Below are 17734 nucleotides of genomic sequence, written 5' to 3'. Positions count from 1 at the left end.
CTGGTGCACCCCCGACAACGCGAAAGGCCCTGACCGCTGCGCGTTTGCGCTGGTCAGGGCCTTGTCGGCTCTGGGGTGAGTGACGGGACTTGAACCCGCGACTTCTTGGACCACAACCAAGTGCTCTACCGGCTGAGCTACACCCACCATGTCCGCCCGGCCTCGCGGCCCTGCGTACATCCAGAATCTTAGCGGACTCTGAGCACTGCTTCGATCAGTTTTCGGCGTTTCGCCGTTCCGCCGCGGCCTCACGGGCGGACACGCCGGTGCCGCCGGCCGCCACGTCGGCTGCGATGGCGCGCGCCGTCTCGGAACTGGGGCCCGGCTCGGGCACGAACGCGGCCGCGCGGTAGTAGCGCAGCTCACGGATGCTCTCGGTGATGTCGGCGAGGGCCCTGTGGCCGCCGTTCTTCTCCGGGCTCGCGTAGTACACGCGCGGGTACCAGCGCCGCAGCAGCTCCTTGATGGAGGACACGTCGACCATCCGGTAGTGCAGGAAGTCGTCGATGCGTTTCATGTCACGGGCCAGGAAGGTGCGGTCCGTCGCGATCGAGTTGCCGCAGAGCGGGGCCTTGCGCGGCTCCGTCACGTAGCGGCGGATGTGTTCGAGGACCCGGTTCTCGGCCTCCTCGAGGGACACGCCCTTGTCCAGCTCCGCCAGGAGGCCCGAGGTGGTGTGCATGTCCCGGACGAAGTCGCCCATCTGGTCCAGCGCGGCCTGCGGGGGTTTGACGACGACGTCCACACCCTCGTCGAGGATGTTCAACTCGCCATCCGTGACCAGGCACGCCACCTCGATCAGCGCGTCGCTCTCGAGGTCGAGCCCCGTCATCTCGCAGTCGATCCACACCAGACAGTCGTTCATAACGGCCAGCTTAGGCCGTGTCGGGAGTGCCGGGGATGGCGAAGGGCGGCCGGACCCGGGTGGTTCGACCGCCCCTGGCGTCCTTCAGAACCAGACGAACTGGCCTGGGAAGCCGACGGCGAAGATCTGGTACATCCAGTCGTACACGCCCCCCAGTTGGAGGTAGGCGAGGACGCCGAGGGCAGCGAGGATCAGGAGGAATGTGGTGCAGCCGCACCCGCAGCCGCCCTTTTTCTTCTGCCTCGCCTGGGGCGGAGGGTGGGGGCGCTGCGGCGGCTGCTGACCGCCTCCCCCCGACCTCTTGCGCCGACCCCACCGCGGACGGCGGGGGGCGTTGCCGGGCTGCCCGCCGGGCGCACCCTGGGGCGGCGGACCGGCCATGGGGGGCTGTCCGGGCGCGGGCGGTGGGTAGGGCGGCGGCGCCTGCTGGGGGTAGCCCTGGTGCGGGCGCCCCCGGGGAGGACGGTTCGCCTGGTGCGGTGGCGGGACGGGCGGCCCCTGCGGCGGGCGCCCCGGGGTGTTCGGGGGCGCGGGCGGCGGGTATCCGGGCGGGGCGTTGTACGCGCCGGGGCGGGGAGCGTTGGGCTGCTGGTACTGGGGGTAGCCCTGTTGATACGGACCGGGCTGGGGGTAGCCGCCCTGCGGTGGGCCGTAGGGCGGCGGGGCGCCGCGTCCCTGCTGGGGGCCGGGGTAGGGCTGCTGCGGCGCGCTCGGAGCCTGCTGCTGGTACCCGTGCTGCGGGGGGTAGCCCGGATGCTGCTGGGGCGCGGCCGGAGGGTAGGCCGGTTGCGGACCCGAAGGCTGGCCGGGGTGGGGCGGGTACGCCTGCTGGGGACCGGACGGTTGGTTCTGGTACGTCGGTTCGGGGCCCGAGGGCTGGTTCGGGTGGGGCCGTTGCGGTCCGGACGGCTGGTTCTGGTCGGGCTGCTGGGGGCCCGGGGGTTCCTCGGAGCGCGGCTGCTCGGCGGGCTGCTGCGGGGCGCCCTGGCCCTCCTGCTGGGGAGCTTCGGCGGCCGGGGCCGCGGCCTGGCGCTGGGCGGCCTCCTCGGCCCGCTTCCTGGCCTCGGCCTCCTTATGGGCGCGCTCCGCTTCCTCCTGTTTGCGGCGCTGCTCGCGGCGCTCCTCGCTGAGGTCGGCCCAGCCCTCCTTGAGGCTGCCGAGGAAACGGTTGAACCGGCCGCCCTTGTGGTCGGAGGCCGGGTCGGTCTCGTCCACCGCGCCGGAGAACATCGGGTCGTTCGGGTCGAAGACCGCCGTGCGCGGCGCCTCCGCGTCCGTGCGGGGCGCCTGGGCGATCTCGTCCGGGTTGAACACGGCGGTGCGCGGGGTGTCGTCGATCCGCTGGGGGTCGAGCACCATCGTGCCCGGGGCCTCGCCGATCGCGTCGGTGATGTTCGAGGTGGGGACCTCGTCCTCGGACAGGTCGGCGGTCGGGAGTTCGTCGTCCACGGGCGGACGGGGCAGGTCGGCCGGGTCCACGCGCATGGTCGCGCCGACTCCGCTCAGGTCCGCGGTCGGGAGCTCGTCCTCGGGGGCGGTGGCGGACTGGACCCACGAGGGGTCGATGCGCATGGTGCTGGGTTCGTCGTCCACGGGGGCGGGGGTGGCGCCGTGCACCCAGGACGGATCGATCCGCATCGTGCTGGGCTCGTCGTCCACCGGCGAGGACGCGGTGGACGGGCCCAGCCGGACGGTCCCCTCGTCGCCGGTGGCGGTCTCTCCCCTGTCCGACGTCTCGGCCTCGCCCTGGAGTTCGCTCAGCGAACGCGTGTGCCGCGTCCACGCGTCGCCGTCCCACCATCTGAGCGTCTGCGCGTCGCCGTGCGGATCCGCGTACCAACCCGGCTCGATTGTTCCACCCATGGCCGACAGACTAAGGGGTCGTAGCGTCGGGAGAGACCACTGGCGTCCTGTTCGTCACCCTCGGGAGACGGCCGTCGGCTGCTGCGCGGGCGGTCGTGGTTCGGGCGGTGCGGGCACGCCGGGATCGGCGGGCGCGGAGAACAACCGCGCGCCGTCCAGCGGCCCCGGGCCCTGGGACGGTGAGCCGGGCACCTGGTCGTGGCTGAAGTGTCCGCCCCGCGACCACGCGCGCGCCAGTTCCTCGGCCGGGGCCCCTCCGTGTCCCGGAGGGCCCGCGGGCCACCGGCGCGGAACGTCCCAGGAGTCCAACCACTCCAGGATCGGCGACAGGCCGAGCATCGGCCCGCTCGTGAAGGGTTCCTCCGCACGGGAGACCACCGCCACCGCCAGGCACACGCGACCCTCGTTGCCGTGGTCGACGTGGAGCGCGTACCGGTAGGTGCGCCCCAACGGCATCCGGCTGCGGCGGGTGGCGGCCAACGACTGCACGACCTCGCCCGTCAGAGGGTTCCACACCAGGTGCACCGAACGGCCCTCCTCGACCAGCCGCCGCGCCTCCTCCTTGGCCGACCACACGTCGGGGCCGGATCCGGTCACCGTCCACACCGCGCGGGGTGCGCCCATCCCCGAGGGTCCCAGGGCGTGGCCTCCGTCGATCCGTTCGGCACCGGGCATCCACGCGTCGAACATGGCAGTTCCCCATCCGGTCGTCATGCGTCCGGCCACCGCGCGACCGGTCGGCTCCCGGTCGGGCCTGGTCCTCCACTGAGTACGCCAAGTCGACCGAGAAGTCCATAGCCTCTGTCCGCGCGGACAGGGTCATGTCACCTTCTGGTTCCCGGAACCGGTTGGGGCGGGGGCCCGCGGCCACGCGGGGGCGGCGGTGCGACGCCGACCGCCCCCGCGTGGAGGCGGCTACTCCTCCTCGCCCTCCGTGATGCGCAGCGAGAACGCCTGGAGGAAGATCTCCCCGATCTCGGTCGGGTCCTCCGTCATGTAGGCGGCCCCGCCCGTGGCGGCCGCGATCCGCTGGAGCGGCTCCAGGTTCTGCACGTCGGGTCCGAAGGCGATGGTGATGATCGGGATCGGGCGCGACGGGCTCGACATGCCCTCGATCTGGGACAGCAGATCGTCCAGCTCCAGCCCGCCCGGGTTGTCGTTGTCCCCGTCCGTGAGCATGAGGATGACGTTGGTCCGGTCGGGCCGGTAGGTGCGCGACATCTCCTGGTAGGCGGCGAGGTAGGTCTCGTACAGCGCCGTGTCCCCCTGCGGAAGCGGCGTCAGCCCCGCCAGCGCGGTGGCCAGCACGTCGCGCTGGGCGGTGCCCTGCTCGTCGGTCGCCTGGAGTTCCCGAACGGGCGCCAGCTCCGCGTAGTGGAGGTCGTTGTTGACGTTGGTGGAGAACTGCCACAGCCCCAGTTCCGAGGTGGGCGTGAACATCTGGAGTCCCTCGGTGGCCGCGGCGCTGGTCACCCGCATGCGGGTCATCCCGGTTCCGGGCACCTCGGCGAGCATGGAGCCCGAGACGTCCACGATGGTGAGCACCCGGGAGTCCATCTTCAGCTGGTTCCAGGTGCGGGTCAGCTCGGTGACCGACCCCTCGGGCGGCGTCGGCAGTTCCTGCGGGGCCCGCGCGCGGAAGCCGACGTCCTCGGTGAGCACGGAGGCGTCGATCTCCCCCTCGGGGCCGCGGAAGCCCTGGGCGAGCAGGGTGGACCGGGCCTCGTCGGAACGCACGGCGTTGCGGAACACCTCGGCGGCGCGGGTGATGTCGCTCTCCTCGCTGCGCACCACGTAGGGGTAGTCGAGGTAGTAGGTCCCGCCCTCCAGGTAGCTGGCCTGGGCGCTGGCGTCCTGGTGGGCGGCGTTGTAGCGCCACACGGCCTGCTCGGACATGACCATCACCGGCGGGGCCTCCTCGGTGCCGCCGCTGAGGGCGAGGAAGGCCGCGTCCTCGTCGGGCGAGGCGCCCTGGTGCAGCGCCTGGAGGGCCGCGGTCATGCTCGCGTTGTAGGCGTTCTCGTCCGCGCTGGCCTCCTCCAGCGCTCCGCTCAGCAGGTAGAGGGTGCCCAGTCCGGTGGAGCTGCGCGCCGGGTCGACGATGCGGACGGTCCGCTCGGCCTGCTCGCCGGGGGCGGTGGTGGGGACGACGTCCGTCCAACTGCGTTCGGCCTCGCCGTCCGTGAGTTCGGCGAGTTCGGCGATGACGAGCGGGGAGCGGGCGACCGACGTTCCGGTCTCGGTGATGACGGCGTCGCCGGACTGGTTCCGCACCAGCCGCGGCCACACGGAGGAGTCCGGGATCCACACGTCGGAGTCGGTGTCGCCCATGGTCGCGCCCGCGCCGGTGATGCCGAAGGCGACGTTGGCGGAGTCGACCTGGCGGATCTCGGCGGTCACGCACCGCCCGTCCACGGTGTTCTCCTGGGCGTTGAACTCCGTGGTGAGGGTGTCCAGGGCGGGCGCGAGTTCGGGGCTGACCGCCACGTCGAGCTCGATGTCCGAACCACGGCAGCCGTCGGCCTGGTCGAACATGTACACGCCCGCCACGGCCAGGCCGACCACGATCACCAGTGCGGCGGCCAGGGCGGCGAAGGCTCCGCCGCGCCCGCGACGGCGCCGGTTCCGGCGACGGTCGGGCTCTTCTGCGTATCTTCCGCGGTGACGTCCCACAGCTTTCCTCACGGGGGTGGTGTACGGACGGGGGTCGGGGTCGGCGACTGGTACGGGTCGCACACGCCCGGTGTCCGATGTGTCCGGACCGACCGGGTGTTACTGGTCGGAACAGTACTCAACCGGTCAGGTCGGGCGGCGGGCCGTCTCGGGCGGTCCGGTTCGGTCCCGGAGGTGCGTGTTCGGTGTGATCGGGGTCGCTGTTCCGGTCAGGCTGGGGGAATTCGGGTGGATCGGACGCGCTGGTGTGCCCGGGTTCGGGCGGACCGAAAAGTCCATCCGATACATAATCGCAACCGGTCCGCGTCCGTTCGGAACCAGAACGCGGGCCGGATGGTCAGTTGTCGCAGTTGGGAACGCACAACCGCCGGGAGATCGAACTCAGGAAGATGTCTCCGATCTCGTCGGGGTCGTCGGTCACGAACAGGGACCCGCTCGTGGCGGCCGCGATCTGGCGCAGCTCCGCCTCCTCGGCCTGCGCACCGAAGGCGATGATGAACATGCTGACCGGGCGCTCCGGGTCGAACCGGTCCTGCAACGCCGCGACGAGCTCCGCGTGCGAGATCTCGCTCGAACCGTCGTCCCGTCCGGCGGTGAGCAGGATGACGCTGTTGATCTTGTCCTCGTGGTAGTCGTCCCGCACCAGGTCGTAGGCGTCCAGGATGTTGTCGTACAGCCGGGACTCCCCGCCGCGCACCGCGATTCCCTCGGCGACGTCGATGAGCTCCTGGCGCCGCGTGGTGTCTCTCTCTCCGTCCGAGTCGCCCAGCCGGCGCATCCCGGCGGCCTCGTCGCGACCCTGGTCGCCGTACTCGTCCGACATCAGCCACAGACCCATGTCGGTCTCGTCGGGGAACAGGGACAGCCCCAGCAGAGCGGCCTGTTGGGCGACCTCCATCCGACTGGGCCCGCCGTTGAGGTCCGCGGCCATGTTCGCGGAGGTGTCGGCCAGCACCAGGGAGCGGCTCGGCATCGACAGCCGGTTCCAGTCGGTGACGGAGGCGAGCAGGGCGTCCCCGGTCAGGTCGTCGTGTGTCGCCGGATCCTCGGGGACGTCCCAGGGCTGCGCGGCCAGGACGGGCGGGGCGTTGCCCCGCGGGTCACGGAAGCCCAGGTCGCGCAGGCGCGTACGGTGCGCCTCCCCGCCCAGCACCGCGTACAGGTCGGCGGCGGCCGACCGGAGCGCGGGGTCGTCGGTGGCGGTGACGTACGGGTAGTCGAGGCTGACCGTGCCCTCCTCCGGGTAGAGGGCCGCCAACTCCGGAGCCGAGGCGGAGCGTTCGTCGTTGTAGGACGCGACCGCCTGTTCGGGGACCACGATCACCGGGTCCACGCGCTGGTCGGCGGCGGGCGAACCGGTGAAGAAGGTCGCCAGGTCGATCTCGCCGAACGCGCTGTCGAGCTGGACGTCGCGGACGAAGTCGGTCATCGCGGTGTCGGCGTCGTCACCGGTGCCCAGGAGGCGGCGGACCGCGTGCATGACGGTCATGCCGTCGGCGCCGCGGTTGGGGTCGACCATGACCAGGGGGCGGTCGGGTTCGCGCTCGCCGGGAAGGACGAGCTCCCAACCGGCGTCCCCGGGCTCCGGCAGCCCCTCGGTGCCCACGGGTGCGGCCAGGACCACCGGCGAACTGGCGAGCGAGGGCGGATCGGTCTCGATGGTGTGCGTGCCGCCCGCGGAGACCCGCGCGAGCTCGACCCACACGGAGGACTCGGGCACCCACACGTGCGGGGCGATGGTGGAGTCACCGCGCTGACCGCCGGACAGCGCGGACATGATGCGGTGCGGGGCGATCTCGTCGACCTGCGCGTACACGCAGTCGTCCCCGTAGCTGGGCTCGCGGTCGTTGAACTCGGTGGCCGCCTCGCGCAGGACGGGAGCGATGCTCTGGGTCGCGGACACGCGCAGGTACCGGACGTCGCCGCAGCCGAGCGCGTCCAGCCCCACCGGGACCGCGATCGCGGCGACGGCGATGAGCGCGACGGCGATGACGGTGAACCCCAGCGGAGACCAGACCGCCCTGCGGGCGGTGGACTCGGTCGGCGCGGGGAATCGGTGGCGTCCACTGGGCAACGGGCTTCTCCGGGGAGTGTCAGGGCGCGGCTCTCCGACGGGGGCGCCGGTGCGCCCGGCGGGTCGAGGTTCGGCACGGCGCCGTGCCGCCGGGACACCCGTGTGAGGAGTGCGAACCATCGTGGGGCGGGCGGCGTCTCACCGGACGAGTCACGAACGACCAGCCACATGTGGCGAACCTGTCTTCATCAGGACCTTACTCGTTGGTAATAGGAGTGCGAAAGAGGTCGGTCGCCGACCACGGGACGACCATCGACGCGAGACGTCCGGTCGGCCGACGGTGATCCCTTTGTTACCGTGCTCTCCGCAGAAGTACTCCGCTCCCACGGATAGGCTGGGGCCTCTCCCGTACCCCGCGGCGGCCCCCTTCCCGCATCCGTGCCGCGGACGTCCGTGTGACCACCGACCCCCGAGGGTTAAGGCATGTCCCAGAAGCACCGAGACCATCGGAACCGAGGCACGCTCGGCACCGCCCTGCTCGCCGGCGCCTGCTGCGCGGGCGCGGTGGCCTACGCCCTGCTCGCGGGCCCGGCGCTGCTGCCCGCGGAGGACGTGCAGGCGACCGCGGCCATGACCCCGGACCTGGTCGGCCCGGTCGCGGAGGACACCGAGCAGACCGTCGAGACCGGCCCGGTCGGACAGTTGCGCATCCAGGTCAGCGACCGCGACCGCGCGTGGGTGCGCACCCTCGACTGCACCGGAGACCTGGAGGGGGACCCCGAGGCCTGCTCCGCGCTGGCCCAGGTCGCGGCGGGGCTGGACGAGGTCTCCGAGGGGCTGTTCACCGAGGTGCGTGAGGGAATGGTGTGCACCGACCAGGTGTACGGCCCGCAGCACGCCACGATCGCGGGCACCTGGGAGGGGCAGGAGATCGAGACGACGCTGTCGCGGACCGGCTCCTGCGAGGAGGCGCGCTGGCAGCGGCTGCGCCCCCTGACCGAGCGGCTCGGCTGAGGCGGTTCCACCGGCCCCCCGAACGCGGGGAGCTGGGATCATGGTGTCCATGAGCGTCATCAGGATCACCGACCCCGCCGACCCCCGTCTGGCCGACTACACCCGGCTGCGTGACGTCAACCTGCGCCGCCACCTGGAGGCCGAGCACGGGCTGTTCATGGCCGAGGGCGAGAAGGTGATCCGTCGCGCGGCCTCCGCCGGGTTCGAGCCCCGCAGCTTCCTGCTCACCGAGCGGCGGGCCGAGGCGCTCGACGACGTGGTGGCCGTCGGCGCCGCCCCGCTCTACGTGGTCAGTGAGGACACCGCCCACCGGCTCGTCGGGTTCGACCTGCACAGGGGGGCGCTCGCCGCCTTCCACCGCCGTCCCCTGCCCGACCTCGACGACGTCCTGGCGAAGGCGCGCACCATCGTCGTGTTGGAGGACCTGGTGGACCACACCAACGTGGGCGCCATCTTCCGCAGCGCCGCCGGTCTGGGCGTCGACGCCGTGGTCCTGGCGCCGCGCTGCGCCGACCCCCTGTACCGGCGGTCCGTCAAGGTGTCGATGGGCGCGGTCCTCACCCTTCCGTACACGCGGTTGGACGACTGGTACGGCGGTCTGGACACGCTGCGGGAGGCCGGTTTCCACCTCATGGCCCTCACCCCCGGGGAGGGCTCCCTGCCGCTGCGCGACGCGATGGCCGCCCTGGAGCCCGCGGACCGGGTCGGGCTGCTCCTGGGGACCGAGGGGGACGGGCTCTCGTCGCGCTGGCTCGAGCGGGCCACGGCGCGCGTGCACATCCCGATGGCGGACCGGGACGTGGACTCGCTCAACGTCACCGCCGCGGCCGCCATCGCCTGCTACGAGCTGGTGCGGTCTCCGAGGTGACCCGATCGGACCCGCGCGGGCCAGGCTAGGGTGGCGCCTGACACGGACCTCACGGCGTGTTCCCAGGAGTGCGCCCACGCCACTCCGTGGGGCGCGCCGCAGCTGAGCGGAGGGAGCAGCCACATGGGCGGCCGAGCACTCGTGCAGTGGGAGCAGAACCGGACGAACGCCCCCGATCCACGGGGTGTGGACCTGTACGCGGGAGGGGCGGCGCCGGAGTCCGGCCTGGAGGAGGTGGCCTTCTACCAGGTGCCGTACACGCCCTCCACCCAGGGCGCCGACGCGCGTCTGGACATCATCGCGCGGATGCCCGCCCTGGAGGTCGTCCAGCTCCTGTCCTCGGGGTACGAGCACGTCCTGCCCTTCGTCCCGGACCACGTGACGCTGTGCAACGGGCGTGGGCTGCACGACGCCAGCACCGCCGAACACGCCCTCGCCCTGATCCTGGCGGCCCAGCGCGACCTGCCCCGATGGGCGATCGACCAGGGGGACCACCGCTGGGCGCCGGTTCCGCAGCGCTCGCTGGCCGACTCCCGTGTGATGATCATCGGCTACGGCAGCATCGGGAAGGCGGTGGAGAGCCGCCTGCTCCCCTTCGAGACCGAGGTCGTCCGGGTGGCCAGCCGTGCCCGTCCCGACGAGGACGTGCACGGCGTCGACGCACTGCACGCCCTGCTGCCCGGTGTGGACGTCGTCGTTCTCGTCACGCCGCTCACCGAGCGCACGCGCGGCCTGTTCGGCGCACGGGAGTTCGCCCTCCTGCGGGACGACGCGCTCGTGGTCAACGTGGGGCGCGGCCCGGTGCTCGACACCGGGGCCCTGCTGGCGCAGAACGGCCGTGTGCGGGCCGCTCTGGACGTCACCGACCCGGAACCGCTCCCGGCCGACCACCCGCTGTGGGACGCGCCGGGTGTCTTCCTCACACCGCACGTCGCGGGCGGGTCGTCCGCCTTCTACCCCCGCGCGCGTGCCTTCCTGGACCAGCAGCTGGCCCGCTGGGCCAAGGGCGAGCCGCTCGCGAACATCGTCCGCCCGGCGCGCTGATCCTCCCGGTATGGGGTCATTGTCGGTATCGCGGGCCACACTGGACGTATGCGGATAGCTTTGGTCGCCGACGGCGAGGGCGGCGGTTGGCTCCAGGAGCTGGGGGACACCTCCGGTCCGGTCCGCCGTGTCACCGACCTCGCCGACGCCGTCCGCGGCGCCGAGCACGCCCGCCCCGAACCACCGCGCTGGGTGTGGTCCGCGAGTGAGGACGTCTACCCCGACCTGGTCGGCGCCGGGGTGCGCGTGGCGCGCTGCCACGACGTCGCGCTGACCGAGGCGCTCCTCCTCGGGTACCACGGGCGCCACGACGAGGCGCACTCCCTGGGCGCCGCCTGGGCCCGGCTGCACGGCCGCCCCGTCCCCGACGACCCGGTGCGCCCGTTGGGGGAGGGCACCACCGCCCAGCCCGCCCTGTTCGAGGCCGACCGCTCGACCCTGCCCCCGGGCACCGACCGCCTGGCCGCCCTGGTCGAGGTCCACCAGGACCAGCGGCGCCGCACCGCCGAACTGCCGGATCCGCCTCGGATGCGGCTGCTGACCGCGGTGGAGTCGGCGGGCGGTCTGGCCGCGGCGGAGATGAGCCACGACGGACTGCCCTGGCGGCCCGACGTCCACGACGCGATCCTCACCGAGCTGCTCGGCCCCCGGCCCCCGGCCGGGCAGCGGCCCCGCGTCCTCGCCGAGCTGGCCGCCCGCATCAACGACGCCGTCGGCCGCGAGGTCAACCCGGACTCGCCCACCCAGGTGCTCCGGGCGATGGCGTGGATCGGCCACCCCGTCGAGTCGACCCGCTCCTGGGTGCTGGAACGCGTCGACCATCCGGTGGTCCCCCTGCTCCTCCGTTACAAGGAGCTCTCCCGTCTGCACTCCGCCAACGGGTGGGCCTGGCTGGACACCTGGGTGCGCGAGCGCCCCGGCCCGCACGGCGAACGGCTCGGCCGCTTCCACCCCGACTACGTGGTCGGCGGCGTCGTCTCCGGCCGGTGGGCCACCCGTGGCGGCGGCGCCCTCCAGATCCCCAAGGCCGTGCGCGGGGCGGTGCGGGCCGATCCGGGGTGGGTGCTCGTGCGCGCCGACGCCGGTCAGCTCGAACCCCGTGTCCTGGCGGCCGTGTCCGGGGACGACGCCCTGGCTGCCGCGGCGGCGGAGGACGACCTGTACGCCCGGCTGGCCGACCAGGTCGGCGGGGTCCGCGAACGCGCCAAGATCGGCATGCTCGCGGCCATGTACGGCCAGACCTCCGGCGACGCCGCGCCGCTGCTGAGCACCATGCGCCGCCTCTACCCCCGGGCCCTGGAGTACGTGGACCAGGCGGCCCGCACCGGTGAGAACGGCGGGACCGTCCGTTCGTGGCTGGGGCGCACCTCGCCCGCGCCGCCGTCGTGGTCGTCCGTCGTGTCCGCTCCCGGCGGCGACCGCCGCCGTCGCGCCCACGGCCGTTTCACCCGCAACTTCGTCGTGCAGGCCACGGCGGCGGAGTGGGCGCTCGTCCTGCTGGCGGCGCTGCGGCAACGCCTGCCGTCCCTGCCGGAGGGCGCAGGGATCGTCTTCTTCGTGCACGACGAGGTCGTCCTCCACGTCCCCCGCTCCATGGCGGAGGAGACCCTCCAGGCCCTCGCCGACGCGGAGACCCGCACCCGGATCACCCTGTTCGGGGACACTCCGGTCCGATTCCCCCTGGACACGGTCGTCACGGACGACTACGCACGACACTGACGGAAACGGGACACGCGGCGTTGCCTGTCCGCTACCGGACGGCGTGGACTTCTTGCAAACTTGCCCCGCTACGCCCATTCTTGGACGCGGACGTATCGTCAGCCCGCTGCCCAGGGGTGCCCCAGCCCCTTCCGGCGGTACATCGGAAAGGGTGAGATCCCCCCGTGCGGAGCCGTTTCAGATCATGTGCGGGAACCACGGCCGCGTTCGCGGTCGCCTTCACCGCCCTCGGGGCGGCCCCCGCGTGGGCGGAGCCGGTCGTGGAGGACCGGCCGCCCGTCACCGACCAGTTCGCCAGCGGCGACCAGAGCCCCAGTGGCGTCGACCCGAGCGACAGCACCCCCGCACCCGACGTCGCCGACGCCGACGCGCTGGGACGTGACGCCCGCGTCGCCCCCTTCCGGGAGGCGCGCAGCGTCGAGTACTTCGCCGTGGCCCGCGAGAGCCTGCCCCGCGAGGTGGTCAGGGCGGTCCGCGACATCGAGGGCGTCGAACACGTCGTGACGGTGGACGCCGCGCGCGTCGGGATCGACGGAGAACCCACCTCCGTGCTCGGCGTCAACCCCTCGACCTTCCGCAACCACGCCCCCGCCCCGTCGGCGGAGTCGGACGAGATCTGGCAGGGCGTCGCCGAGGGCCGCATCGCGCTGTCGAACGCGGTCGGCACCGAGCGCGACCTCGAGCTGGGCAGCGAGGTCGGCGTCGCGGGCGGCCGCGGCCGGGTGGACCTGGAGGTGTGGACGCACGCCACCTCCGGCATCGCCGGGATCGACGCCCTCGTCTCCCGCGACCGCGCCGCCGAACTGGGGATGCCCGAGGGCAACGCGCTGCTCGTGTCCGCCCCCGACGCCGACCTGTGGGCGTTGTACGACGCCCTGTCGGACACCCTGGGCGAGGACGTCTCCCTCCAACTGGTCGCCGACGCCGACGCGCCGGCCGAGCCCGGCGAGACCGTGCCCTCCTCGGTCATCGAGCGGGTCATCGCCAACGCGGAGAGCCAGATCGGTGTGCCCTACGTGTGGGGCGGCGAGACCCCCGAGGGCGGCTTCGACTGCTCGGGGCTGCTCCAGTGGGCCTTCCGCGAGGCGGGGGTGGACATCCCCCGAGTCACGCATGACCAGTGGAACGCCGGGGAGCGCGTCGACTTCGAGGACGCCCAGCGCGGCGACCTGCTCTTCTGGCGCTCGGACCCGACCGCGCCCGACTACATCTCGCACGTGGCCATCTACCTGGGCGACGGCATGATGCTGGAGGCGCCGCGGACCGGTCTGGACGTGCGGGTGACCGAGGTGCGGACGGCGAAGTTCGCGGGCGTGGTGCGCGTGCGGACCTGACGCCGTGCGGCCTTCCTCGTCGGAGCACGAGAGCGGGCCGTGGTGCCACCGCGCTGGTGGCACCACGGCCCGCTCGTCTCTCCTTGCCCGAAGAACCCAGCCGGGAGGGGAAGGCAGGCCTCGGTTCAGGAGGGGGACAGGGCCGTCGCTGAGGGAGGGGGAGACAGCGCACGCACCCTGTTTTCGGTGGTATTGAGTTCTGACGGGACACACGACCGGTCGACACCGGGGTCCCGTCGCACAGGGTCTACATAAGCAGTGCCCGGGCGATTTGGCAAGGGGATCCGACCAGCCGGGATCACCCTTCGGACAGGCGCTGACGACACGTCGTTCGGAAACCGCCCGGGTGTTCGGCGACGTTCCCCTCGTGTTCAACTCCTCCCGCGGCGGTCGACTCCGCCGGCGGTCGACCCGGTCGGTGACCACCACTCGCCGGGTTCGCCCCGTGACGTTCAGCGGCCGGCCGCGTACCCCTGGGACGCGCGGGCGTCGGCGGCGGCACGCAGCTCGCCCGAGTCCGGGTCGCGCGCCACGGCGGCCAGACGGCCGAGCGTCCAGGGGCGGGCCACCTCGACCCGGTGCCCCCGGCGAAGCAGCTCGGCGATGACGTCCTCGCCGACGCCCGGTTCGACGATCAGGTGGCCCGGGACGGTCTCCCGCGGGTGGAAGGAGCTCGGGAAGGCGTTCGTGTGGAACATCGGGGTGTCCAGGGCCTCCTGGAGGTCGTCGACGCCGTGGAGGATCCGCAGCAGGGCGGTGAGCGTCCACTGGTCCTGCTGGTCGCCGCCGGGCGTGCCGATCGCCAGGACCGCCTGCCCGTCCTGCCGGGTCACGAGCGTGGGGGACAGGGTGGTGCGCGGGCGCTTGCGGGGCGCGAGCGCGTTGGGTGAGGCGGGGTCGAGCCAGAACATCTGCGCCCGGGTGCCGAGCGGGAAGCCCAGGGCGGGGATGACCGGGGAGCTGGAGAGCCAGCCGCCGCTGGGCGTCGCCGAGACCATGTTGCCGTGCGCGTCGACCACGTCCACGTGGCAGGTGTCACCGCGCAGGTCGGCGGGCGTGGCGCCGGTGGAGCCGACCGTGGGTTCGCCGGTGGTGCGGTCGGCGGGGACCGCACCGGGTGTGTGCACGGGCGGCTCGAAGGGGGTGCGTCCCGCGACCGGTCCGGGGCGCGGCGTCAGGCTCGCCCGCGCGTCGTCGACGAGGCCCGCGAGCCGCGCGGTGTGGTCGGCGCCCAGGAGCTCCTTGAGGGGGACGTCGACGTGGTCGGGGTCGCCGTACCAGGCCTCGCGGTCGGCGAAGGCGAGCTTGGCGGCCTCGGTGACGCGGTGCACGAACTCGGCGCTGACCCCCTCCCGCACGTCGTGGCCCGTGCCCAGCGCCTCGGCGATCCGCAACTGCTGGAGCAGGACCGGCCCCTGCCCCCAGGGGCCGGTCTTGTGCACGGTGTGCGCGCCGTGCGCGACGCTCACCGGTTCCTCGTAGGCGGCGCTCCAGTCGGCCATGTCCTGGGCGGTGAGCAGGGCCTGGCGGGGCACGCCGGAGCCGTCGGGCACGGGCGTCGAGAGGAACTCGCCCACGGCCTCGGCGACGAACCCCCGCGACCAGGCGCGTCGGGCCGCCTCGACCTGGGCCTCCCGGTCGGCCCCCGCGCGCTCGGCCTCGGTGACGACGCGGCGGTAGGTGGCGGCGAGGGCGGGGTTGCGCAGACGGGTGCCGGGTCTGGGCGCGGAGCCGCCGGGGAGGTACACCTCGGCCGACCCGGGCCAGTGCCGGGAGAAGACCGGGGCGAGGGCGGCGACGGTCTCGCCGATGCGCTCCAGGACGGGGTAGCCGCGCTCGGCCAGGCCGATGGCGTGGTCGAGGACGTCGCGCACGTTCATGGTGCCGTGGTCGCGGAGGAGCAGCATCCAGGCGTCGAAGGAGCCGGGGACGGTGGCGGCCAGCACCCCGTCGCCCGGGATGAGGTCCATGCCGGCGAAGGCGTCGACGGTGGCGGCCGCGGGTGCGACGCCCTGTCCGCACAGCACGCGCGGGGAGCCTCCGACGGCCTGGAAGATCACCGGGACCTCGCCGCCGGGGCCGTTGAGGTGGGGTTCGACGACCTGGAGGGTGAAGCCCGCGGCGACCGCCGCGTCGAAGGCGTTGCCGCCGCGTTCGAGTACCGACATGCCGGTGGCGCTGGCGAGCCAGTGCGTGGAGGCGACCATCCCGAAGTCGCCGCGGAGCTGGGGGCGCGTGGTGAAACCGGGCATGGCTCTCCTCGGAGGTCGGGGACGGCGATCCGGCGCGGCGACGCGCGGGGGTAGGGTCGCGCGCCGCACCGGTGCGGCCGTGGTCACCGGGGCTGACCGTCGATGCGACCGTATCCCACGAGAGTGCTCCGCGGAGCGTTGTCCACAGGCCAGGTTGTCCACAGGCCAGAACGCACCGTGCCCGGTTGTCCACAGGCCGATGGCCCGAGGCTGGCGTCACGCCCCACCCCCGGGCCACCATTGATTCGGGGGACCCCGCCTCCCCGACCGCTTCGTGCTGCCCGGCCGAACGCCCCGCGCCCCGCGCGACCGGGCACGCGCCTCGGGCAGCCATCCCACAGGTCACCTCGGGCGGTCATGTTCCCCGCAGGCCCCGCGAGTCACAGCCCTTGGTCGCGTTCTGCGGTCCCACACAGCACCCCCGATCGGTCGCGTCCCGTGGTTCCACACGGAACGCCCCGATCACGTCACCGGGATCATCCACGGGCCACGTTCCCGGATACGTCCTGCGGTCACCCCACGGGTCGCCTCGCACGGTGACGTCCCGCGGTGGTGTCGCTCGGACACCGCCACGGGTCACGCCGACCGCGTCAAGGGGTCTCGATCTCGAAGGCCCACGGCAGGGAGTTCCACAGCTCCTCCCACTCGGCGTCGTCCATGGGATCGAGGCCACCCACCCCGCCGAGGCCGGGCGCGAGCGTCTCGCTGGTGACGGTCACCTCGTCCATGCCCTCGGTCGCGTTCTCCTCGGCCTCCCGCACGAGCTGGGCGATCAGGTCAGCGATCTGCGTGAGCACGGACTCCACCTCGGAGCGCTCCACCGCGAGGCTGTCGGCGCAGTGGTCGGTCGCCGCGTTCTTCTCGTCCTCGGTGCTGTGGTACCAGACGGTGGCGAGCAGCTGGTCCCGCTCCCGGCCGGTCAGCTGGTCGCGGGTCAGCGGCTGCTCGACGCCCTCGCCCGGCGCGCGGCCGGTCCCCTCCCGGTCGGTGTCGTCGTACTCGAAGACCACGAACTCGTCGATCAGGCACTGCTTGACGCGTCGTGCGCCGGCACCCTCGGGCAGTTCGGACTCGGCGCCCACCCCCTCGGCGGTGTCGCCCTCGGCCGTCCCGGTGTCCTGCTCGGCGCTCTCCTCAGCCTCTTCAGCCGCTTCCTCAGCCGCTTCCTCGACCTCCTCAGCCGCCTCCTCAGCCGCTTCCTCGGCTTCCTCAGCCGCCTCCTCAGCCGCCGCCTCGGCCTCCTCAGCCGCCTCCTCGGGCGCGGCCACGATCGACGCCTCGGTCACCTCGAACGCGTCGCTCTCCGAAGTCTGTTCAGCGGCCTCGTCGCTCTCCGCGGACTCCTGCACCTCCGCTGTCACGCCCTCGGCCGTCTCGGTGTCCTGCTCGGCGGTCTCCTCGGACCCCTCGGCCTCCCCGGTCTCGCTCGCCTCACCGGCCTCACCGGCCCCGTCCTCGGCGTCCCCCTCCTGGGCGTCGCCCTCGGTCTCCTCCTCGACGTCCGTCTCGGTCAACTCGACCACCGACTCGGCCATCCGCCGGAGCTCGTCACCGTCCCAGCGCTCGGGCCGCAGGTGGGTGGCGACCGCCACCCCCGGCTCGACCATCCAGAACATGTCGCCCGTCGACTCGGAGACGTAGGCCTCGCGCTGGAGGTCACCCGACCCCTCCACGCGCTCCAGCCCCCGTTCGGGCAGGTGGGCGTACCGCAGTTCCCGCAGGTCCTCCAGCTTCTGGACCTGCTCCGAGCGCAGGACCATCACCCGCCCGTAGAGCTGGTCGGGTCCCTGCACCCAGGAGATCTGCGACTGGCTGTTGCCCCGCCGGTCCAACAGCGAGGAGGCGTTGATCCCGAATCTGTCCAGCCCGGGTGGCAGGTATCCGATCTCGAACCCGTCGAGCTTGTACGAGGAGACCGCCTGTTCGACCATCGGCCAGTTCATCACCCGCGGGTCCTTGTCGTCCGCCGCCACCGCCGGCCCCGCGAGGCCTGTCAGCCCGGTGGTCGAGAGCGTGGCGGCGCCCAGGAGCGCGACCCACCTCGTGTGGTGCTTGCGCATCGTCGTTCCTTCCCATCGACTACTGCTA

12 protein-coding genes and 1 tRNA gene are annotated in these 17734 nt (G+C 72.9%); 5 read left to right on the top strand and 8 right to left on the bottom strand.

Annotated features, from left to right (window positions below):
- Window positions 1–71 precede the first annotated feature (71 nt).
- The 6 genes from AB0I72_RS06665 to AB0I72_RS06640 all read right to left on the bottom strand — a co-directional run bounded on the left by AB0I72_RS06665 (window position 72) and on the right by AB0I72_RS06640 (window position 7475).
- Window positions 72–147 (bottom strand) — tRNA-His (locus tag AB0I72_RS06665).
- A gap of 67 nt (window positions 148–214) precedes the next feature.
- Complete coding sequence (gene orn, locus AB0I72_RS06660; RefSeq protein ID WP_358563720.1) at window positions 215–865, bottom strand: oligoribonuclease; 651 nt, start codon at window positions 863–865, stop codon at window positions 215–217.
- 84 nt (window positions 866–949) lie between these two features.
- Window positions 950–2728, bottom strand: a complete 1779-nt coding sequence (locus tag AB0I72_RS06655) for a hypothetical protein (RefSeq protein WP_358563718.1) — start codon at window positions 2726–2728, stop codon at window positions 950–952.
- 54 nt (window positions 2729–2782) lie between these two features.
- Window positions 2783–3418, bottom strand: a complete 636-nt coding sequence (locus tag AB0I72_RS06650) for a hypothetical protein (RefSeq protein WP_358563716.1) — start codon at window positions 3416–3418, stop codon at window positions 2783–2785.
- 225 nt (window positions 3419–3643) lie between these two features.
- Window positions 3644–5401, bottom strand: a complete 1758-nt coding sequence (locus AB0I72_RS06645; protein ID WP_358563714.1) for a substrate-binding domain-containing protein — start codon at window positions 5399–5401, stop codon at window positions 3644–3646.
- Between the two features lie 337 nt (window positions 5402–5738).
- On the bottom strand, window positions 5739–7475 hold the full coding sequence (locus AB0I72_RS06640) for a substrate-binding domain-containing protein (protein WP_358563712.1): 1737 nt from the start codon (window positions 7473–7475) through the stop codon (window positions 5739–5741).
- 423 nt (window positions 7476–7898) lie between these two features.
- On the opposite strand from AB0I72_RS06640, the gene AB0I72_RS06635 reads away from it, so the two are divergent.
- From AB0I72_RS06635 to AB0I72_RS06615, 5 genes are all read left to right on the top strand, one after another.
- A complete protein-coding gene (locus AB0I72_RS06635; RefSeq protein WP_358563710.1) occupies window positions 7899–8429 on the top strand; it encodes a hypothetical protein in 531 nt (176 codons plus the stop codon).
- A 49-nt stretch (window positions 8430–8478) separates the two neighbouring features.
- Entirely contained in the window at window positions 8479–9297 is an 819-nt protein-coding gene (locus tag AB0I72_RS06630) for an RNA methyltransferase (protein WP_358563709.1), read from the top strand.
- A gap of 123 nt (window positions 9298–9420) precedes the next feature.
- Entirely contained in the window at window positions 9421–10341 is a 921-nt protein-coding gene (locus tag AB0I72_RS06625) for a 2-hydroxyacid dehydrogenase (RefSeq protein WP_358563707.1), read from the top strand.
- A gap of 48 nt (window positions 10342–10389) precedes the next feature.
- Window positions 10390–12060 carry a bifunctional 3'-5' exonuclease/DNA polymerase gene (locus AB0I72_RS06620; protein ID WP_358563705.1) on the top strand — a complete coding sequence of 557 codons (1671 nt, stop codon included), beginning with the start codon at window positions 10390–10392 and terminating at the stop codon, window positions 12058–12060.
- A gap of 164 nt (window positions 12061–12224) precedes the next feature.
- On the top strand, window positions 12225–13394 hold the full coding sequence (locus tag AB0I72_RS06615; protein WP_358563703.1) for a C40 family peptidase: 1170 nt from the start codon (window positions 12225–12227) through the stop codon (window positions 13392–13394).
- 452 nt (window positions 13395–13846) lie between these two features.
- Here the strand turns inward: AB0I72_RS06615 and AB0I72_RS06610 are convergent, their stop codons facing one another.
- Window positions 13847–15646: a gamma-glutamyltransferase family protein gene (locus tag AB0I72_RS06610; protein WP_358563701.1), complete on the bottom strand. Its 1800-nt coding sequence runs from the start codon at window positions 15644–15646 to the stop codon at window positions 13847–13849.
- Between the two features lie 590 nt (window positions 15647–16236).
- A complete protein-coding gene (locus tag AB0I72_RS06605) occupies window positions 16237–17706 on the bottom strand; it encodes a hypothetical protein (protein WP_358563699.1) in 1470 nt (489 codons plus the stop codon).
- Window positions 17707–17734: the final 28 nt, after the last annotated feature.

It is taken from the genome of Nocardiopsis sp. NPDC049922 (genome assembly GCF_040660275.1).
Classification (GTDB): domain Bacteria; phylum Actinomycetota; class Actinomycetes; order Streptosporangiales; family Streptosporangiaceae; genus Nocardiopsis.
The sequence above is the reverse complement of the archived record's forward strand: the minus strand, read 5'-3'. Positions and strand labels throughout refer to the sequence as shown.

What these genes read in the sequence shown, in the direction of transcription:
- orn (WP_358563720.1), bottom strand. Translation starts at nt 865, where the DNA reads ATGAACGACTGTCTGGTGTGGATCGACTGCGAGATGACGGGGCTCGAC.
- AB0I72_RS06655 (WP_358563718.1), bottom strand. Translation starts at nt 2,728, where the DNA reads ATGGGTGGAACAATCGAGCCGGGTTGGTACGCGGATCCGCACGGCGAC.
- AB0I72_RS06650 (WP_358563716.1), bottom strand. Translation starts at nt 3,418, where the DNA reads ATGTTCGACGCGTGGATGCCCGGTGCCGAACGGATCGACGGAGGCCAC.
- AB0I72_RS06635 (WP_358563710.1), top strand. Translation starts at nt 7,899, where the DNA reads ATGTCCCAGAAGCACCGAGACCATCGGAACCGAGGCACGCTCGGCACC.
- AB0I72_RS06630 (WP_358563709.1), top strand. Translation starts at nt 8,479, where the DNA reads ATGAGCGTCATCAGGATCACCGACCCCGCCGACCCCCGTCTGGCCGAC.
- AB0I72_RS06625 (WP_358563707.1), top strand. Translation starts at nt 9,421, where the DNA reads ATGGGCGGCCGAGCACTCGTGCAGTGGGAGCAGAACCGGACGAACGCC.
- AB0I72_RS06620 (WP_358563705.1), top strand. Translation starts at nt 10,390, where the DNA reads ATGCGGATAGCTTTGGTCGCCGACGGCGAGGGCGGCGGTTGGCTCCAG.
- AB0I72_RS06610 (WP_358563701.1), bottom strand. Translation starts at nt 15,646, where the DNA reads ATGCCCGGTTTCACCACGCGCCCCCAGCTCCGCGGCGACTTCGGGATG.
- AB0I72_RS06605 (WP_358563699.1), bottom strand. Translation starts at nt 17,706, where the DNA reads ATGCGCAAGCACCACACGAGGTGGGTCGCGCTCCTGGGCGCCGCCACG.